The sequence below is a fragment of the Streptomyces lincolnensis genome, from assembly GCF_001685355.1.
Lineage (GTDB): Bacteria > Actinomycetota > Actinomycetes > Streptomycetales > Streptomycetaceae > Streptomyces > Streptomyces lincolnensis.
In genome coordinates this window covers 7309402-7323710 of sequence record NZ_CP016438.1, presented here as the reverse complement: position 1 = coordinate 7323710, position 14309 = coordinate 7309402, and the positions used below count along the sequence as shown (strand labels likewise).

At 68.7% G+C, this 14309-nt stretch carries 14 protein-coding genes; 4 read left to right on the top strand and 10 right to left on the bottom strand.

The window, feature by feature from the left end; translation table 11 throughout:
- Window positions 1–105 precede the first annotated feature (105 nt).
- The 3 genes from SLINC_RS32665 to SLINC_RS32655 all read right to left on the bottom strand — a co-directional run bounded on the left by SLINC_RS32665 (window position 106) and on the right by SLINC_RS32655 (window position 3650).
- Window positions 106–1335: a S8 family serine peptidase gene (locus SLINC_RS32665; RefSeq protein ID WP_225988298.1), complete on the bottom strand. Its 1230-nt coding sequence runs from the start codon at window positions 1333–1335 to the stop codon at window positions 106–108.
- A 99-nt stretch (window positions 1336–1434) separates the two neighbouring features.
- Window positions 1435–3201: a hypothetical protein gene (locus SLINC_RS32660; protein ID WP_067440727.1), complete on the bottom strand. Its 1767-nt coding sequence runs from the start codon at window positions 3199–3201 to the stop codon at window positions 1435–1437.
- The gene (locus tag SLINC_RS32655) at window positions 3198–3650 is read right to left on the bottom strand and encodes a hypothetical protein (protein WP_067440724.1); all 453 of its coding nucleotides are present in this window, start codon (window positions 3648–3650) and stop codon (window positions 3198–3200) included. Before SLINC_RS32655 ends, SLINC_RS32660 begins: the two co-directional genes overlap by 4 nt.
- A gap of 622 nt (window positions 3651–4272) precedes the next feature.
- Here SLINC_RS32655 and SLINC_RS32650 point away from each other — a divergent pair.
- A complete protein-coding gene (locus SLINC_RS32650) occupies window positions 4273–4989 on the top strand; it encodes a hypothetical protein (RefSeq protein WP_067440721.1) in 717 nt (238 codons plus the stop codon).
- A gap of 110 nt (window positions 4990–5099) precedes the next feature.
- Here the strand turns inward: SLINC_RS32650 and SLINC_RS32645 are convergent, their stop codons facing one another.
- The 3 genes from SLINC_RS32645 to SLINC_RS32635 are packed head-to-tail and all read right to left on the bottom strand — an operon-like array spanning window position 5100 to window position 7271.
- On the bottom strand, window positions 5100–5615 hold the full coding sequence (locus SLINC_RS32645) for a hypothetical protein (RefSeq protein WP_182449227.1): 516 nt from the start codon (window positions 5613–5615) through the stop codon (window positions 5100–5102).
- 35 nt (window positions 5616–5650) lie between these two features.
- Window positions 5651–6943: a putative T7SS-secreted protein gene (locus SLINC_RS32640; protein WP_067440718.1), complete on the bottom strand. Its 1293-nt coding sequence runs from the start codon at window positions 6941–6943 to the stop codon at window positions 5651–5653.
- A gap of 25 nt (window positions 6944–6968) precedes the next feature.
- Window positions 6969–7271, bottom strand: coding sequence for a hypothetical protein (locus SLINC_RS32635; RefSeq protein WP_067440715.1), 303 nt, complete (start codon window positions 7269–7271; stop codon window positions 6969–6971).
- A gap of 399 nt (window positions 7272–7670) precedes the next feature.
- Here SLINC_RS32635 and SLINC_RS32630 point away from each other — a divergent pair, with 399 nt between their 5' ends.
- Window positions 7671–8015: a DUF4333 domain-containing protein gene (locus tag SLINC_RS32630; RefSeq protein WP_067440712.1), complete on the top strand. Its 345-nt coding sequence runs from the start codon at window positions 7671–7673 to the stop codon at window positions 8013–8015.
- A gap of 75 nt (window positions 8016–8090) precedes the next feature.
- Here SLINC_RS32630 and SLINC_RS32625 read toward each other — a convergent pair whose 3' ends face one another.
- The 4 genes from SLINC_RS32625 to SLINC_RS50080 form a co-directional block, all read right to left on the bottom strand.
- Window positions 8091–8702 (bottom strand): hypothetical protein, encoded by a 612-nt coding sequence (locus SLINC_RS32625; protein ID WP_067440709.1) that lies wholly within the window; start codon window positions 8700–8702, stop codon window positions 8091–8093.
- Window positions 8703–8831: 129 nt separating this feature from the next.
- Window positions 8832–10124: a type VII secretion-associated serine protease mycosin gene (gene mycP / locus SLINC_RS32620; RefSeq protein ID WP_225988299.1), complete on the bottom strand. Its 1293-nt coding sequence runs from the start codon at window positions 10122–10124 to the stop codon at window positions 8832–8834.
- A 25-nt stretch (window positions 10125–10149) separates the two neighbouring features.
- The gene (gene eccB, locus SLINC_RS32615; protein WP_067440706.1) at window positions 10150–11685 is read right to left on the bottom strand and encodes a type VII secretion protein EccB; all 1536 of its coding nucleotides are present in this window, start codon (window positions 11683–11685) and stop codon (window positions 10150–10152) included.
- 297 nt (window positions 11686–11982) lie between these two features.
- On the bottom strand, window positions 11983–12108 hold the full coding sequence (locus tag SLINC_RS50080; protein ID WP_257785207.1) for a hypothetical protein: 126 nt from the start codon (window positions 12106–12108) through the stop codon (window positions 11983–11985).
- On the opposite strand from SLINC_RS50080, the gene eccE reads away from it, so the two are divergent.
- The gene (gene eccE / locus SLINC_RS32610; RefSeq protein ID WP_237282005.1) at window positions 12107–13282 is read left to right on the top strand and encodes a type VII secretion protein EccE; all 1176 of its coding nucleotides are present in this window, start codon (window positions 12107–12109) and stop codon (window positions 13280–13282) included. The genes SLINC_RS50080 and eccE overlap by 2 nt on opposite strands.
- Complete coding sequence (locus tag SLINC_RS32605) at window positions 13282–14028, top strand: hypothetical protein (RefSeq protein WP_067440700.1); 747 nt, start codon at window positions 13282–13284, stop codon at window positions 14026–14028. Before eccE ends, SLINC_RS32605 begins: the two co-directional genes overlap by 1 nt.
- Window positions 14029–14309 lie beyond the last annotated feature (281 nt).

Below are 14309 nucleotides of genomic sequence, written 5' to 3'. Positions count from 1 at the left end.
TTGCTTTGGTTGTTTCGGCTCACCGTTGTGCTTGTTGCTTCACGGCGGTGAACACGTACTGCACGCCCTATCCGAGGAGCACAGGGCTTGGATGGTTGAAGGCTGTCACCTGGCGCGGCGCGCCCGCATGAAGGCCGCTCCGGCGCCACCGATCACCATGACCGCAGCAGCTGCCCCCAGCGCGATCCAGAGGGTGTTGTTGTCACTGGACGATTCCGCGGTTGATCCTGCCGCAGAGGTTCCACCGGTAGAACCCTTTTCCGGTGCTTGTGACGCGCCTGATGCAGAAGGGGAGGCAGAGGACGACGAAGACGAGCCGGCCGCCGCGGAGTTCGCGAGGAGATCCCCGCCGTTGTCCTTCCCGAGCGGGTCGACATGTGCCGCCCCCGCATCGAAGTCGGGGTCCTCAAGCACCTTGTACGGCCGAATGGTGCCGTAACCGAGGTACTTGCTCGGCTCGTCCGCGGGCCAGCTTCTGCCGGCCGTGTCAATCAGCGACCGCGTCACCTGGTTGACCGTCCAGTCGGGGTGGACGGACCAGATCAGGGCGGCAGAGGCCGAAGCGACTGCGGCCGCCGAACTCGTGCCGTTCATGTTGTCGCAGTACGAACGGAAGGTGGCGTCGCACCATCCCGGGAAACCCTGTCCGGGGGCCGCGAAATCAACGTAGTTTCCGTTCGAGGAGAACTTCGAGACACTGGCGGACTTGTCGGCGGATGCCACACCAAGGACATAGGGGAAGGCCGCCGGGTAACCGATCTTCCCACTTTTCTCGCCGTCGTTGCCGACAGCGGCGATCAGTAGCTTGCCCTTCGAGGCGGCGTATTCAATAGCCGCCTCTTCCTTGGAACTCGGTCCCATCGAACCGAAAGACATGTTGATGATCTGCGCGTCACTGTCGGCTGCCGCCCTGATCGCATCAACAGGGTCGGGTGTCTTCTGCTTCTCGTCCGCCCCGCCCTTCAGATCGTCGAACTCGACGCGGTACGGCACGATCTTGGCCCCAGGGGCCAGCCCCTTCAGTCCGCCCCCTGCACCCGTTCCCGCGATCAGTTCGGCCATGGTCGTTCCATGGCCGTTGTAATCGTCCGTGACGCGGTAGGCGACCGACTTGGGGACTTCGTCGGTGAGGACCTGTCCCTTGAGTGACGAGGTACTCGCATTGACGCCGCTGTCGATGACAGCGATCTTGATGCCCTTCCCCGTGCTCGCCTTCCACATCTGATCGGCCTGCATGGCCGCCAGGTACCACTGCTTCGACTGCGCGTCAGCAGCAGCGGCGTGGGGCGCGAAGCCGGCAGTCGTAGCCGCCAGGGCGCCGACGACCGCGCCCACAGCGCGCGCTCGTCTGCCGAAGCGCGCTCTGTGGAACGTGGCCTGCTCGACTCGTCGGCTGGTCCCTGACTTCATCGTGTTCCGTGTCCTCGCTCGTGCTCAGTTGACGACCGGCGGCACATCGCGCCGGGGCTGGTTGGGCAAGTGAGTCTCTGGGTCTTCGACCACGTAATCGGGGCGCGGCGTCGCCTGCGTGTCGTCGTCATCAGGCTTGCCGTTGTGGCCGGCACCGCGGGCAAGACCGGCGCCGCCGCGCGTCATTCCATTGCGCTCGGCGCCGGCAGCGGAGTTACGTCCGGTCGCCCGACCGGTCACAGCATCGGAGCCTCCCGTACCGGGGCGAGCCGCGGCCGCCCCGGAACCGGGCCGCGCAGTCGGGTCAGGAGTGCCGAAGACACCACGCTGACCGGGTCGACCGGTCACGGACCGGGAGGTGGACGCCCCCTCACCACCGACGACCGTGCCACGAGGAATCCTCGAGCCGCCGCCCTTCGCCGAAGCGTCACCGGTGGCAGGGCGGCCTCCGACGACTCCATTGGACCGACCGGCGCCGGTCGTCGGAGCGGTGTTCGTCCGCGGCGTCGCCGTACCGCCGGCTCGCGGGGTTCCGCCGCTGATACCACGCCCCATCTGGGACGACTGCGATCCGGAGACAGGGCTCTTGCCGACCGACTGACCTGTCGACGTGGCGCGCCCCATCTGGTTCATGGGCCCCTGCCCCGGGGTGCGACCGGAGCCCTGGTTGGTCAGACCCGGCGCGTTGGGACGCCCCTGAGCGGACGCCGGGGTACGGAGACCATTGGTTCCACCCACGTTCCGCCCCTGGGCGGCAGCATTGGGCATCGGAGTCCCGAGACCACCCTCGTACATGTGGGGTTGGCCCCCGTTGGGGACGGGGGTGCCCATCGCTGGAGGCGTGGGACCGGTCACCTGATTCGTCGTCGGAAGCAGCGTGTTGACGCTGTCGATATTCGTACGGACAGGTTCGTCGAGGGGTGGGATCTTGCCTGTGGTGTCCCTCGGGCTGTCGCTTGTACCGCGCCTGGCGGCCTCGTCGGTCACCGTCGAGTGGTTTTCCCCGACAGGCACGGATCCGGTGCTCTCACGGTAGCTCGTGCCAGACCCCGAGGGTTCGGCGCGATAGACCTTCGCCGGCTGCGGAACCCCTACGTCGGGCATGTTCGTGAACTTCGGCGTCTTGTCCTTGGCGGGCAAGGCTGCCAGCACTTCTTCCGACACCGCGTAGTAGGACGCCAGACGATTCATCTGGTTGATCGCCTCTTGGCGGTCCTTCTCCACCTTTACGGCAGCGGCGTACTGTTCCTTGTCGGCCACCTTCTCGGCCTCTGTGAACTGAGTAGGTCGCTTTCGGCTCGGGTTCGTATCGCGTGACGGCATGGCACCGCGCACGGAGGCGAGACCCACGGCGGCAGCTGTGATCTGGTCACCCGCCGATCCGGCGAAGTCACTCAGCAAATGCGTGTTGGCGACAAGCTCGCCGCCCCACGTACGGAAGGCGTCGCCCGATTCGCCGACCCAGTGGACCTTGTCGATGTGGCCGTCGAGTTCGTCGGCCGCTGACTTGATGGCGTCACGGGCGTCCCACAACGCCTTGCCCGAGGATTCGAGATCTTCCGGGTCCGTCTGATCGACAAGGTCAAGCATCTTGTTGAGATCAAGGTCATGGTCGGCGAAGTCCGTGCGCCGCCCGACCGCCTGACCGAACACGGTGGCGCCGACGGCCGAGCGAATCATGCGATTGAAAAGGCCGCCTTGCGGGCCGTCCTCGACGCCGCGAACAAAGTCCGTGACGGAGTTCTGCCCTTCGACGCGGTCGAGGTCCGCCTCGTGCTGATTGCCGGTCATTTCCACGACCCTTCGGTGCCGCCGCCAGTCCGCTGCTTGCCGTCCTTCGCGTCCTGGATCTCCCTGACCTCCGCCTGGATTTCCGCAAACCGCCGGCGCTGTTCCTCTTCGAGGTTGTCGAACCCGCGGTGTGCGCCCTGGACAGCGATGGTGGTCGCCTCGATCTGCAGATGCAGAGTCTTGGACAGAGACGTGAGCTCCTGATGCACCCGCTCGTACTGCAAGAACAGGTTGTGCGCCTCAGGGAAGACGCCGTTCGACCCACCCGTACTCAGCGACGTCGGCTTGATCGTCTGGGCACTCACCTTCGTCGGGTTTCCACCCGATGCCTCAAGATCGCGAAGTACCGCGTCCACCCGCTTCACGAACTGCGCCAGCGCCTCACCGCTGGCCTCCAGGTTCGCTGCCCTGGTCGCCGACACGCCCCCCGTCATGTCTGCTGGAAGCACGACGTTCCTCCCCGTTTCCCCGTACGTTCATCGGCCACGACCAGCCCGCGGCCGACCAACCACCCGCCGTACGATCGCAAAGCGAGCCGCGCCTCACAACGCTTTTACCACTGTAGTCAACCTGTACAACGGGGCCAACAGAGGTGTGTGTTAACTCGGTTACGAGACCGAGCCGGATCGCGAGCTTTGCCCGACTTGCCGGTTCACTGCGAACACGCGCGCCGTCGTTCGGCATGGCGCACGCAAGGGGCGCCTGCTCCATCATCGGCGTTGCGGCAAGCGGTCACATCCCTCCGCTTGCGATCTTCATCAAACTTCTACAGGCATGGATCGCATCCCTGGGGCATCCCCACTCCCCGGCCGTGCGGTCGGAGCCGACCACTCCGGCCAGGACAGGCTGACGGGTTTTCAGGTTCACGTGTTCGGCTGAAGAAATACGCCGTGCCTGCGGCTCTGCGCGGGGCTTCTTCCGGCCTCGATTTGCTGGATCCCTGGCAGCAGGCGTGAAATCCGCACGCGAAATCCTGCGAATCTTCACGTTCCGCGTATCTCGAAGCGCAGCGCTGTCCGCCTGTCCTGGGCCGGTTCACCGCGTCACTCGCGTCGGCCATAATCTGGGGCCATGGAGCAACTGGTAGGGACTCTGGTGAAGGTGCTTCTCGTCGCTTTCATCGTGGGGATGTTCGCGATCGTCTTCGTGGTGTCCAGACGTGGGCGGAAGCAGACGGAGCAGGTCAGGGATGAGTATGCCCAGCTTCGGCGGCTCGCTCCGGAGCGTGGGTGGACCTACACGGCGCACACGCAGGGGCAGATCGACCAGTATTGCGGCGTGGGCCCGTTTCCGCGGTCCGGCGAGAATCTGAGCGCCTTTCACTACACCACGGGGGAGTTTCGCGGCCGCCCGTTCATCTACTTCGAGTACCGGTACAACAACCCCATGTCGGGCGGCGAGGTCGCGGAGCGCAAGCAGCTCATCGTCGAATCGGTCTTCTTCGTCAAGGCGCCCGGGTCGGGGCCGAAGGTGGAGATCTACCGTCCGGGCAGGCTGGATGCGCTGATGGACCGGCGGACGAAGATCCAGCTCGGTGAACCGGAATTCGATCAGAAATTCTCCATCGCCACCAGGGACGAGGCCGCTGTGAGGGATCTCCTCAGTGGTGGCCTGGTGCCCTTCCTCCTCTCGGATCCGCGCGCGGAGGATTCGCCGGTCGCGTTGCGTGGCGACGACCTGTTCACGTGGTACACCGGCACGTTGTCTCCCCAGGCTGTCGACGAGCGGTTGAACTACCTGTGCGATGTGCTGGAGCGGATTCCGGCCCAGGCTTGGACCGCGGCCTGAGCTACTGAGCTACTGAGCTACTGAGCTACTGAGCCAAGCAAAGTGCCCCTTGTCCCGGTGCTGAAATCACCGGCGTACCAAGGGGCACTTTCTCGTTGTTCGGGAGTCCGTCAGGCGGGGGTGTCCTCCGCCGGGCGTACCGTCCGGAGAAACGCCTGGAAGTCCTCGATCACATCGCCGAGTTGGGTCGGCTTCGCGGTGAGGACGAGCTCTACGACGGCGCGCTTCGCCGGGTTCTTGACGTCCTCCATGCCCAGGTACACCTGGCTCTGGAGCAGCTCCAGGGGTTCGCCCCGCAGCGTGGTGGAGAGGCGGAGGTTCTGGACGACGCCGGGTGAGTCCGTCAGGCCCGGGATGTCCGGGGTCCCCACTTCGGACTTCTTGACGATCTCCACGGTTCCCGCCTCCGCGAGCCGCTGTACCGACTCGCCGGCGATGTCCCACATGGTGGCGCTGTCGTTGCGCATGCGCCCTGAGATGGTGATGTTCGCCGTGAACCCCTCGTCGATGGAGAGGGGGTGGAGCGCGACGAACGCGGCGCCGGGTGCTCCCACCTCGTCCGGCGGCGCGGCTTGCCAGCCGTCCGGCAGTGAGAACGAGATCTTGACCGGCAACGTGGTGGCCATCGTGAATCCACTTCCTTGATGAGCGTCAGCTCAGACTAGAACCAGCTGCCGACCGAGTCGTCCCAGGCGTCTCCCACCGCGTCGGCCGCGCCGCCGAGCGAGTCGACCACCTTGCCGGGATCGACGGTGACGTCGAAACCGACCTTGCCGCCGACGCCCAGGCCGACGCCGAGTTCGCCGCCGATGGTGAACTTGCCGTCCTTCATGCCCAGGTCGGCGTTGGCGGAGGCGCCCACGCCCGCCCATGCCTCGCCGCTGACACCGGCACCGACGCCGGCGACGTCGGCGGAGACCGATCCGGTGGCCTTGGCTCCGGCGAACGCCTCCGCACCGGCGTGCAGACCGTCCTTGCCGACACCGAGGTTGGCCCCGGCTTCGGCACCCACGAAGGCCTTGCCCTCGGCCTGGGCGGCGGCGACGCCCCACTCGGCGCTGCCCTTCGCGGTGGCCTGTGCCAGATAGGCGCTGCCTTGCGCGCCGGCCTGCAGGCGTCCGTTCGCGATGCTCGCGCCGACGGTTCCGTCCACTCCCAGCGCGGACGCGCCCACGTTGCCCTTCAACCCGACACCGCCCACCGTCCCCTCTTTGGAGACGCCGTCCGACCAGGCGCTGGCACCGCCCGTCCACTCGGCGATCTTGACGGTGGTGTTGGTCTTGTTGCCGGGCGCGGCCGGGTCCTCCCCGTCCGCACCCTGTGCGGGCTTGTCCTTGACGAACCAGTTGCCGTTCTCGTCCTTGCCCCACTCCTTGTTCTTGTTCCAGCGGCCGTCGTCGCCGCCGAGGAACTTCTGCTGCTCCTTCACCCACCGGGTCTGACTGGTCTTGCCGGCGTTGTGATCAGCGATCCACTTCTGGGTGTCGACGTACTGCCGGGCGTCGACGAGCCAGCCAGGAGCGTCGGAAGCGCCTCCGGAGAGGTTGTCGAGCTTCTTGGCCAAGGCCTTGGCCTCGGGGTCCAGCTGCGCGTGCGCGGCCTTCAGCGTCGCTTCCGCGGCCTCGTGATCGCCGGACTTCCACTGCTCGATCGCCGTCGCGGCCTGCTGCTGCGCCCAGGTCAGGGTGGAGGAGTACGAGGAGATGGCCGAGGCCGCCCCCGACATCGCGTCGGCGGCGAGATACCAGTTGCCCTTCTCCTTGGACAGGACGGGCCAAAAGGCATCGCTGGCCTTGCCGGTCCAACCCGAGATCTTCAGGTCACGCAGGCCGTCGCCGACTCCGTCGAACTTTTTCGACCAGCCGTTGAAGGTGGTGACGAGCTCACCCATTTTCTTGGCGTCGCCCGGGATGAGTTCCTTGGGGTCGGTGGTCGACCCCAGAGCGGCTCCCATGGATACGGATCCCCCGTTTCTGAAACTAACTCAAGTCCGTCTTGACCGAATTCGCCGCGTCACGGATCGCCTGGTCCGTCGCGGTGAAGTCGTTGTTGGCCGAGTTCAGCCCCTCCGCCAGGGTCGCCGCGCAGTCGGCGAGGAAGCCGGCGCCCAGTTCCCACGTGGAGCAGAACGCCGTCAGCGCATCGACGGCCGACTGGTCCCCGAGTGCGCCGGCCTGGCCGGCCGCGTCCTTCAACTCGACCTTCTCGACCGGCGTGAGACATTGCAGAATGTCCGAAGCGCCCTTCTTGAGGACCTCTGGGCCCACTCCGAGATCGCCCACGGCGAGATCCCCCTTCTCGTTCGCTCAGCGCACACACGCAACGCGTTGGCTGAAAGGCGTCTCACGCTAGCAGCAAGATCGCGCCTCCCCGGACGATCTCACCGGCCCCTCACGACTCCTGCAACTCAACTACCCAGGAGGGTGCGCCGGATGGTCGGGATCCACGGACCGGCATGGCCCGCCACTCACCACCCGGCCGGGAAATACCGCCCCGAAAAAATGCGGCGCCGCACCATTCCATGAGGCACCAGAAATTACCGGTGAAGATTTTTCGCGGGAGAAATGGAGGCCCCATGAAGGCTCTTCGGCGATATGCCCCCAGCAGTTCCGCCCAGTATGCTTCCGGCGTCTTCTTGTCTTGATCACCAGGTTGTCTTGAACACCAGGAATGGAGCCCTCATGGCCTCGGCCCGTTTGTCCGCAGCAACTTGGAGCCTCTCGGCCGTAGCCGTCGGGGCGCTGCTCGTCGGCTGCTCGGCCTCGGCCGACGTGGAGAAGAAGCTGTCCGCGGACAAGCTGGCGACGGAGGTCTCCGAGCAGCTCGCGGCGACGACCGGCCAGCCGAAGCCGGACATCAGCTGCCCGGAGGACCTGGAGGGGAAGGTCGGCACCACCACCCGGTGCAAGCTGACGGCGGGCGACGGCAGCACCCTGGGCGTGACGGTGACCGTCAAGTCCGTCGACGGAGACAAGATCAACTTCGACATCAAGGCCGACGACACGGCTTCCCCGGCCCCGAACTGACCGAAGTCACCGCGCAGGCGCCCGCCCCGGCCCCGGAGTGCACATCACCGTGCCCCGGCAGCCGTCAGGCGGGCGTCAGCATGTTCCCGCCCGGTTCGACACCGCGAAGGTGTACTTCGGCTGCACCACTCTCGCCGCGTCGCCGGACAGCCCCGGCGCCACGGTTTCCACGTTTCCCGAGTGAGCGCGCCGGACGACGACGCAGTGGCTCTCGCTCGCTCCGTCGGCGGTGACGAGGAAGGAGGCCCCGTCGGAGCCCGTCGTGGCGGAGAGTGCCGCGTCCACCCCGAAGCCGGGCGCGTCTTTGCCGCCGTGTTCGACGATCTCGTCCTCGAGCGTCGTCGCGTAGGCGTCGCCGTCGAAGTCGGCGGAGGCGTCCTCGAGCGGGTCGCCGTAGGTGAAGCTGCCGTCCAGGGAGGCCGTGGCGCCCTGGACGGCGCTGGTCAGCTCGTCGTCGCTCCACTGTGAGTCGTCGGAGACGCCGAAGCCCTGGACGGCCGTGAAAACGCCCAAGGCGGCCATGACCACGAGGAGTGTCCGGGCCACCGTGAAGGCGGAGTCGGGCAGTTCCGTGGCCGAGGGGTTGATGCCGGCTCGCCACGCGCGTACCCGGTCGGCCTTGATGCAGGCCACGCCGAGGAGAACGGCCGAAAGGCCCAGGAGCAGGATGTTCAGCTCGGTCAGCATGCCCGTCGGCCCACCGGCGTCCGCGGTCGACTCCGTACGCCGCGCCCGCCCGCGCCCGTCATGGCCGCTGCCCGGCCACCTGCACCCGCCACCGTCACACCCGCTGCCCGGCCATCCGCGCCCCCACCGTCACGCCTGCTGCCCGCCCACCCGCGCCCGCCTCCGTCGCGCGTCCCGTACCGCCACGGCCGTGCCGCTCAGGCCGGCCACCGCGACCAGGCCGCCCACGACGACGTAGGTCGCCAGGCGGGTGTTGCGTTCCTCGGCGGACTCGCCGAAGTGGAGCGGGGTGACGGACGGGGCCTCGGCCCGCGTCACGCCGTTGTCCGGGCGGGGGGTCTCGACGGGGTGTTCCGGGTCGACGTTCGTGAGCGCCTTGACGGGGTCGACGACGCCCCAGCCGACGAGGCGGTCGCGCCCGGGGATGGAGCGTTCCGCGGTCTGTTCGATCTGGGCGACGACCTGCTGGGCGGTCCAGTTGGGGTACTTGGACTTCAGAAGGGCCGCGACGCCCGCCACGTACGGGGCGGAGAAGCTGGTGCCGTTGTCGGAGCAGTTGCCGCCGAGCGGGACTGTGGAGATCATGTCGACACCTGGCGCGGCGACTCCCACGAAATCTCCCGATTGCGAGAAGGCGGCCCGCTCGTTGTTGCGGTCGGAGGCCGCGACCGCCAGGACGCCCTTGTACGACGCCGGGTAGGTGATCTGGACCTTGCCGCCCAGGCCGTCGTTGCCGGCCGAGGCGACGACCACGACCTTCCGGGCGAGGGCCTCGTCGACCGCCAGCTCCAGGTCCGAGTTGGGCTTCAGGGCGTTGGCCGTGTCCTGGGAGATGTTGATGACCTCGGCGCCCTGCTGGACCGCGTGACGGATCGCCGCCGCCAGCGTGTCCGCCGTTCCGTCGCCCTCCGCGTTGTTCTGCTTGATCGGGATGATCTTCGCGTCCGGGGCCAGGCCCACGAAGCCGGTGCCCTTGACCGGCCGGGCCGCGATGATGCCGGCCACGCGCGTGCCGTGGCCGACGCTGTCGTCGGTGCCCTTGGTGCTGCCGCGCTCGATCTTCTCGCCCTTGGAGTTCTTCGCGGGGAGGTTGTTCATCCCCTTGGAGGCGTCCACGGCCTTCGTGAGCTGGGGGTTCTTGATGTCGACCCCGGTGTCGATGACCGCCACGTCGACCCCCTTGCCCGTGGAGATCGACCACAGCGCGTCGAGGTTGACGCGCTGGAGCGCCCAGGGGCGGCCCGCGTACTTCTTCGCGGGGAAGGTGCACTGGCCGTCGTCCGCGTGGGCCGCCGGGGCGGAGAGGCCGACCACCGAGGCGCTCGCCACGACCGCGGTGGCGGCGGCCAGGGCCGCCGTCCTCCTGCCCCGTCCCCGGATCACCGACGTCCTCGCGTTCAGCATGGCTTCGCCGTTCAGCATGGCTTCGTTCTCCTCCATCCCGCGACTAGGAGCCCTGCGGCTGTCGTGCCGCCGACTCCGACAGGCGCGGGCCGGTCGGCAGGAACGTCGACCACTCCACGGGGACGGGCGTGGGGTTCACCTTCTCGTAACCGAGCCGGGTCTGGGCGATCTTGGCCTCCTGGAGCTCCTGCTCCTTCTGCTTGGCCGAGGTGCCGATGCCCTGGTCGTCGGTGGCGCTGTCGCTGTTGGACTGGAGGGCGTAGCGCAGGCCGGTGTCGGTGACCAGGAAGACACCGCCGGCCGCGGTCTCCGTGCCCTGGAACTGGCGGTAGAGCTGGCCGGAGCCGGCCGTCACGTAGCCGCTGGAGGAGCCGGTGGGCAGCGTGGCGGGGAAGTCGGTGCCCACCCAGGTGGACAGCGTCGTCCGCCCCTTCGCGTCGCCCGTCGTACCGACCGAGAGCAGGACGTTGCAGACGGTGTTGCGGCCGGCGGTGGCGCTGTCGCCGTCGTTGACCGTCTTCGGCTTGAGCAGCGGCCAGGTGTTCCCCGCCGTCCGGAAGGGCTTGCTGTCGACGATCGCGCCGGGGGCCACCGGCTGCGCCTCACCGGCCTGTCCGACGGCGACGAGATCGGCGCTGTTCAGCAGCAGGGTGGCGACGAACTCGGAGATCTCGGCCACGCCGCCCGGCTGCACCACGAAGTACTGCATCCGCGAGCCGATGGGGGCCCTGATGACCTCGCCGACCTTGTCGAACTGCTCCGGGAGGCCCGCGTCGGCAGGCGCTCCGGGCGTGCCCTCGACCGTGGGCATCGAGATCGGGTCCCCCTTGTGCAGCGTGTCCAGCCACTCCTGGGAGACGCGCTGCGGCTTACGGCCCTGGGTGTCGAGAGCCCTCAGCAGCTCGGTGTCGGAGGTGTCCCCGATCTCGTACGCGGTGCCCCGCGCGTCCACCACGTACTGCGTCTTCTCGTCCGGCGCGACCACGTACATCAGGTCGCCGCCGTTGAGCCTGTTCTTGCCCTCGGTCTTGCCGAACTCCTTCTCGGCGAAGACGAAGGCCGCCTTCTGGATGGCGCGGCCGCCCTCACCGGGGCGCTCGCACACCGCCCAGCGCTTGGCGGCCTCGGCCTCGTCGGCGGAGGGCAGGCGGTCGGGGGCGTACGGGATGCCGACCGTGGCGCCGTGCGGCGGGTTGCCGCTGTCCAGGACCTTCTCGTCGACCGTGATGACGTCGGACTTGCTGGGGTCCAGCAGGAGCTTGGCGGACGCCATGTTGAGGACCGGGTGGAGCTGCACCTGGCTCCCCGTCTTCAGCACCACGTACCGCGTGGTCGACTTGCTCGCGACGATGACGTGCTCCTCGGGCTTCTTCCAGCCCACGGGTGCCGTCGGTTTGAAGATGCCGATGCCTCCGAACACGAGGAGGATCACCAGGGCGACGACGACGCCGGGCAGCAGCGCCTTCATCGGCTTCGGTGCGCCTTCCTCGGAGCCCGTCGGTGACGGACGCAGGAAGGATGCGAGCGTACGGCGCTTCGCGAAGGTGTAGGCGTTGAGTTCATCCCGCCGTGATGCCATCTGTGTCCGCTCTCTCCCCGTGCGGAGCCGTGGGGGACCTGTGAAGATCCGTCCCCCGTCCTCAATTGCCTCTGATGCCTCGGCTGTCAGAGCCGCCCCCTACTATGCCTGTTGCGTGACCGTGCTGGTGGCACGGGTAGGGTGCTCAGGCCTTGAAGGGGCCACAGCGCATGGAGTTTCGGGAGAGTTCGGGGGTTTTGGAGTGATGGCTTCCGCAACGCGGGCGCGGTCGCGATCGCAATCGCGGCCGCGATCGGGGGGCGCGCGCCGATCAGGTTCGCGCGGATCGTCTTCCTCTCAGCCGCCGAGGGCGGGTTCGGGAGCGGCTCCGGCCGCCTCCGCGCCGTACCGCGGGTCGGTCACGCCGCATCTGAAGTCGCGCTCGGGCCATGGCGGCTCGTTCGCGGTGCAGCGGCTGGTCATGCTTGAGGTGGCGGCCGCCGTCGTGGTGACCGGCTGGGTCATCGGCACGGTGGCGCTCGTTCCGGCGGGCGTGGTCGCCGCAGTGCTCGTGGTGCTCGCTCTGGTACGACGCCGGGGGCTCTCCCTGCCCGAGTGGCTGGGCACGCTGCTGGCGCTGCGAGCGCGCACCCGCAAGGCCGCGAACACCGTGGTGCCGCCGGGCACCGACTCCGCGCTGGCGCCCGCCGTGGAGTGCGACCCGACCCTGCGGACGTACAGCTTCACCCGCGGCGACGACCGCGACCAGCGGCGGCCGGTGGGCATGGTGGGCGACGGCGGCTTCATCACCGCGGTGCTCCAGGTGGAGTCGGACGCGGGCGCGCTGCGCGCCGAGCGCAGCCGCCGTCCGCTGCCCCTCGCGCTCGTGCAGGACGCCCTGGAGGTCGACGGCATCCAGCTGGAGTCGGCCCAGGTCGTCGTGCACACCCAGCCCGCGCCCGCGCTGCACCTGCCCCAGCAGTCGGTCGTGGTGAGCAACTACGCGCCGTTGCAGGCCCAGGCGGGCTCCCCCGCGGTGCGCATCACGTGGATCGCGCTGAAGCTCGACCCGGAGCTGTGCCCGGAGGCGGTGGCCGCGCGCGGCGGCGGTCTGCGCGGGGCGCAGAAGTGCCTGGTGCGGGCGGCCGAGCACCTGTCCAGCCGGCTGACCGGTGCGGGCTTCCAGGCGAACCTCCTCACGGAGGAGGAGCTGACCTCCGCGATCGCCACCTCCGCGTGCGCCAACCCGATGGTGACCGCGCAGGCCGCGCCGATCGGCCCGGACGAGTCGCCGCAGCGGCGCACGGAGGAGTCCAGCCGCAGCTGGCGCTGCGACAACCGCCGGCACACCACGTACTGGGTGCGCCGCTGGCCCCAGCTGGGCGCTTCGGGCACCTCCCTGGCCCAGCTGGTGGCACAGCTCACGGCCGTGCCCGCCCTCGCGACGACGTTCAGCCTGACCCTGGCCCGCGGCGGCCGGCAGGACGTGAACGTCACGGGCCACCTCCGCATCACCGGCCGCAGCAACCAGGAACTGACCAACGCGCGACGCGATCTGGAGCGGGCCGCGCGCGGGGCGAAGGCCGGGCTCGCGCGGCTGGACCGTGAACAACTCCCCGGCGTTCTCGCCACCCTGCCGCTCGGAGGTGCCCGCTGATGTCCATGACCTCGACCTCGCCCGCCGCCCCGGGCTTCGGGGAGCGGCTGCGCACCGGCTTCGGACTGATGGGCCCCCGGCACCAGCGGCACACCCTGCCCGTCGAGCAGGTGGGCGCGCTCTCCCTGCCCATAGGCGACGACGGCGTGGTGGCGGGCGTCAACACCGAGGGCCAGCCGGCCGTTCTGGGCGTCAACCGCCCGACGCCGTACGACATCGTCCTCATCGGTGGCCTGTGGACGGCCCAGGTGCTGGCGCTGCGCGCGGCGGCGACGGGCGCGCGCGTGGCGGTGGAGACCGGCCGGGCGCAGGCCTGGATGCCGATGGTGCACGCCATGGGCGGCGGGCAGAACGGCCTGGCGGTGTACGACGTGGGCCGGGTGCCCCCGCAGGGCGCGTCGGCCGGTACACCGGTGCTGGTGGTGCGGGACTGCGGTATGCGGCCGCCGCGCGGACGTGTGGTGTCGGCGCCCTGGCAGTCCGTGCTCACGCTGCTGCCGTATCTGAGCCCGGTCGCGCCCCGGCTGATGCGCCAGGCGCGGCTCGTGGGCATCCAGCGGGTGTCACCGGACGAGGCCACCGAGATCGCCCGCGTGATCGGTCTGCCGCGCCCCGAGATGCAGTCCCTGCCCGGATTGCAGGACGGCGTCACGCTGTGGTGCACGGACCGGGACCGGCAGTACGTGATGACACAGGCCACGGACTCCGAGACCGGACTGCTGGGCGTCGCGCGCCGGATGGACTGACAGGTTCGTCCGGTACGACTCCGAAGGGCTCCGCGGAGTGCAGGACGCCGTGTGGGCCGGCGGACGGTTCGGCGTGCGGTTCGGGCCGGGATGCCCTGTCCAACTTGGTGGGTTATCGAAGGAATTAGCGGGCTTCGCGGAAGCCCGTCGAGTGGGCGGGCCTGCCGGGGTCGTGGTTTTGGTGATTAGGCTGGGGCAGAGCACGTCGTGAGTACCCGTGAGCGGGTGGTGCGGGCGATGCGACAACAGGGCCCGGGGCCCAAGGGGGACAGCCCGGCGAA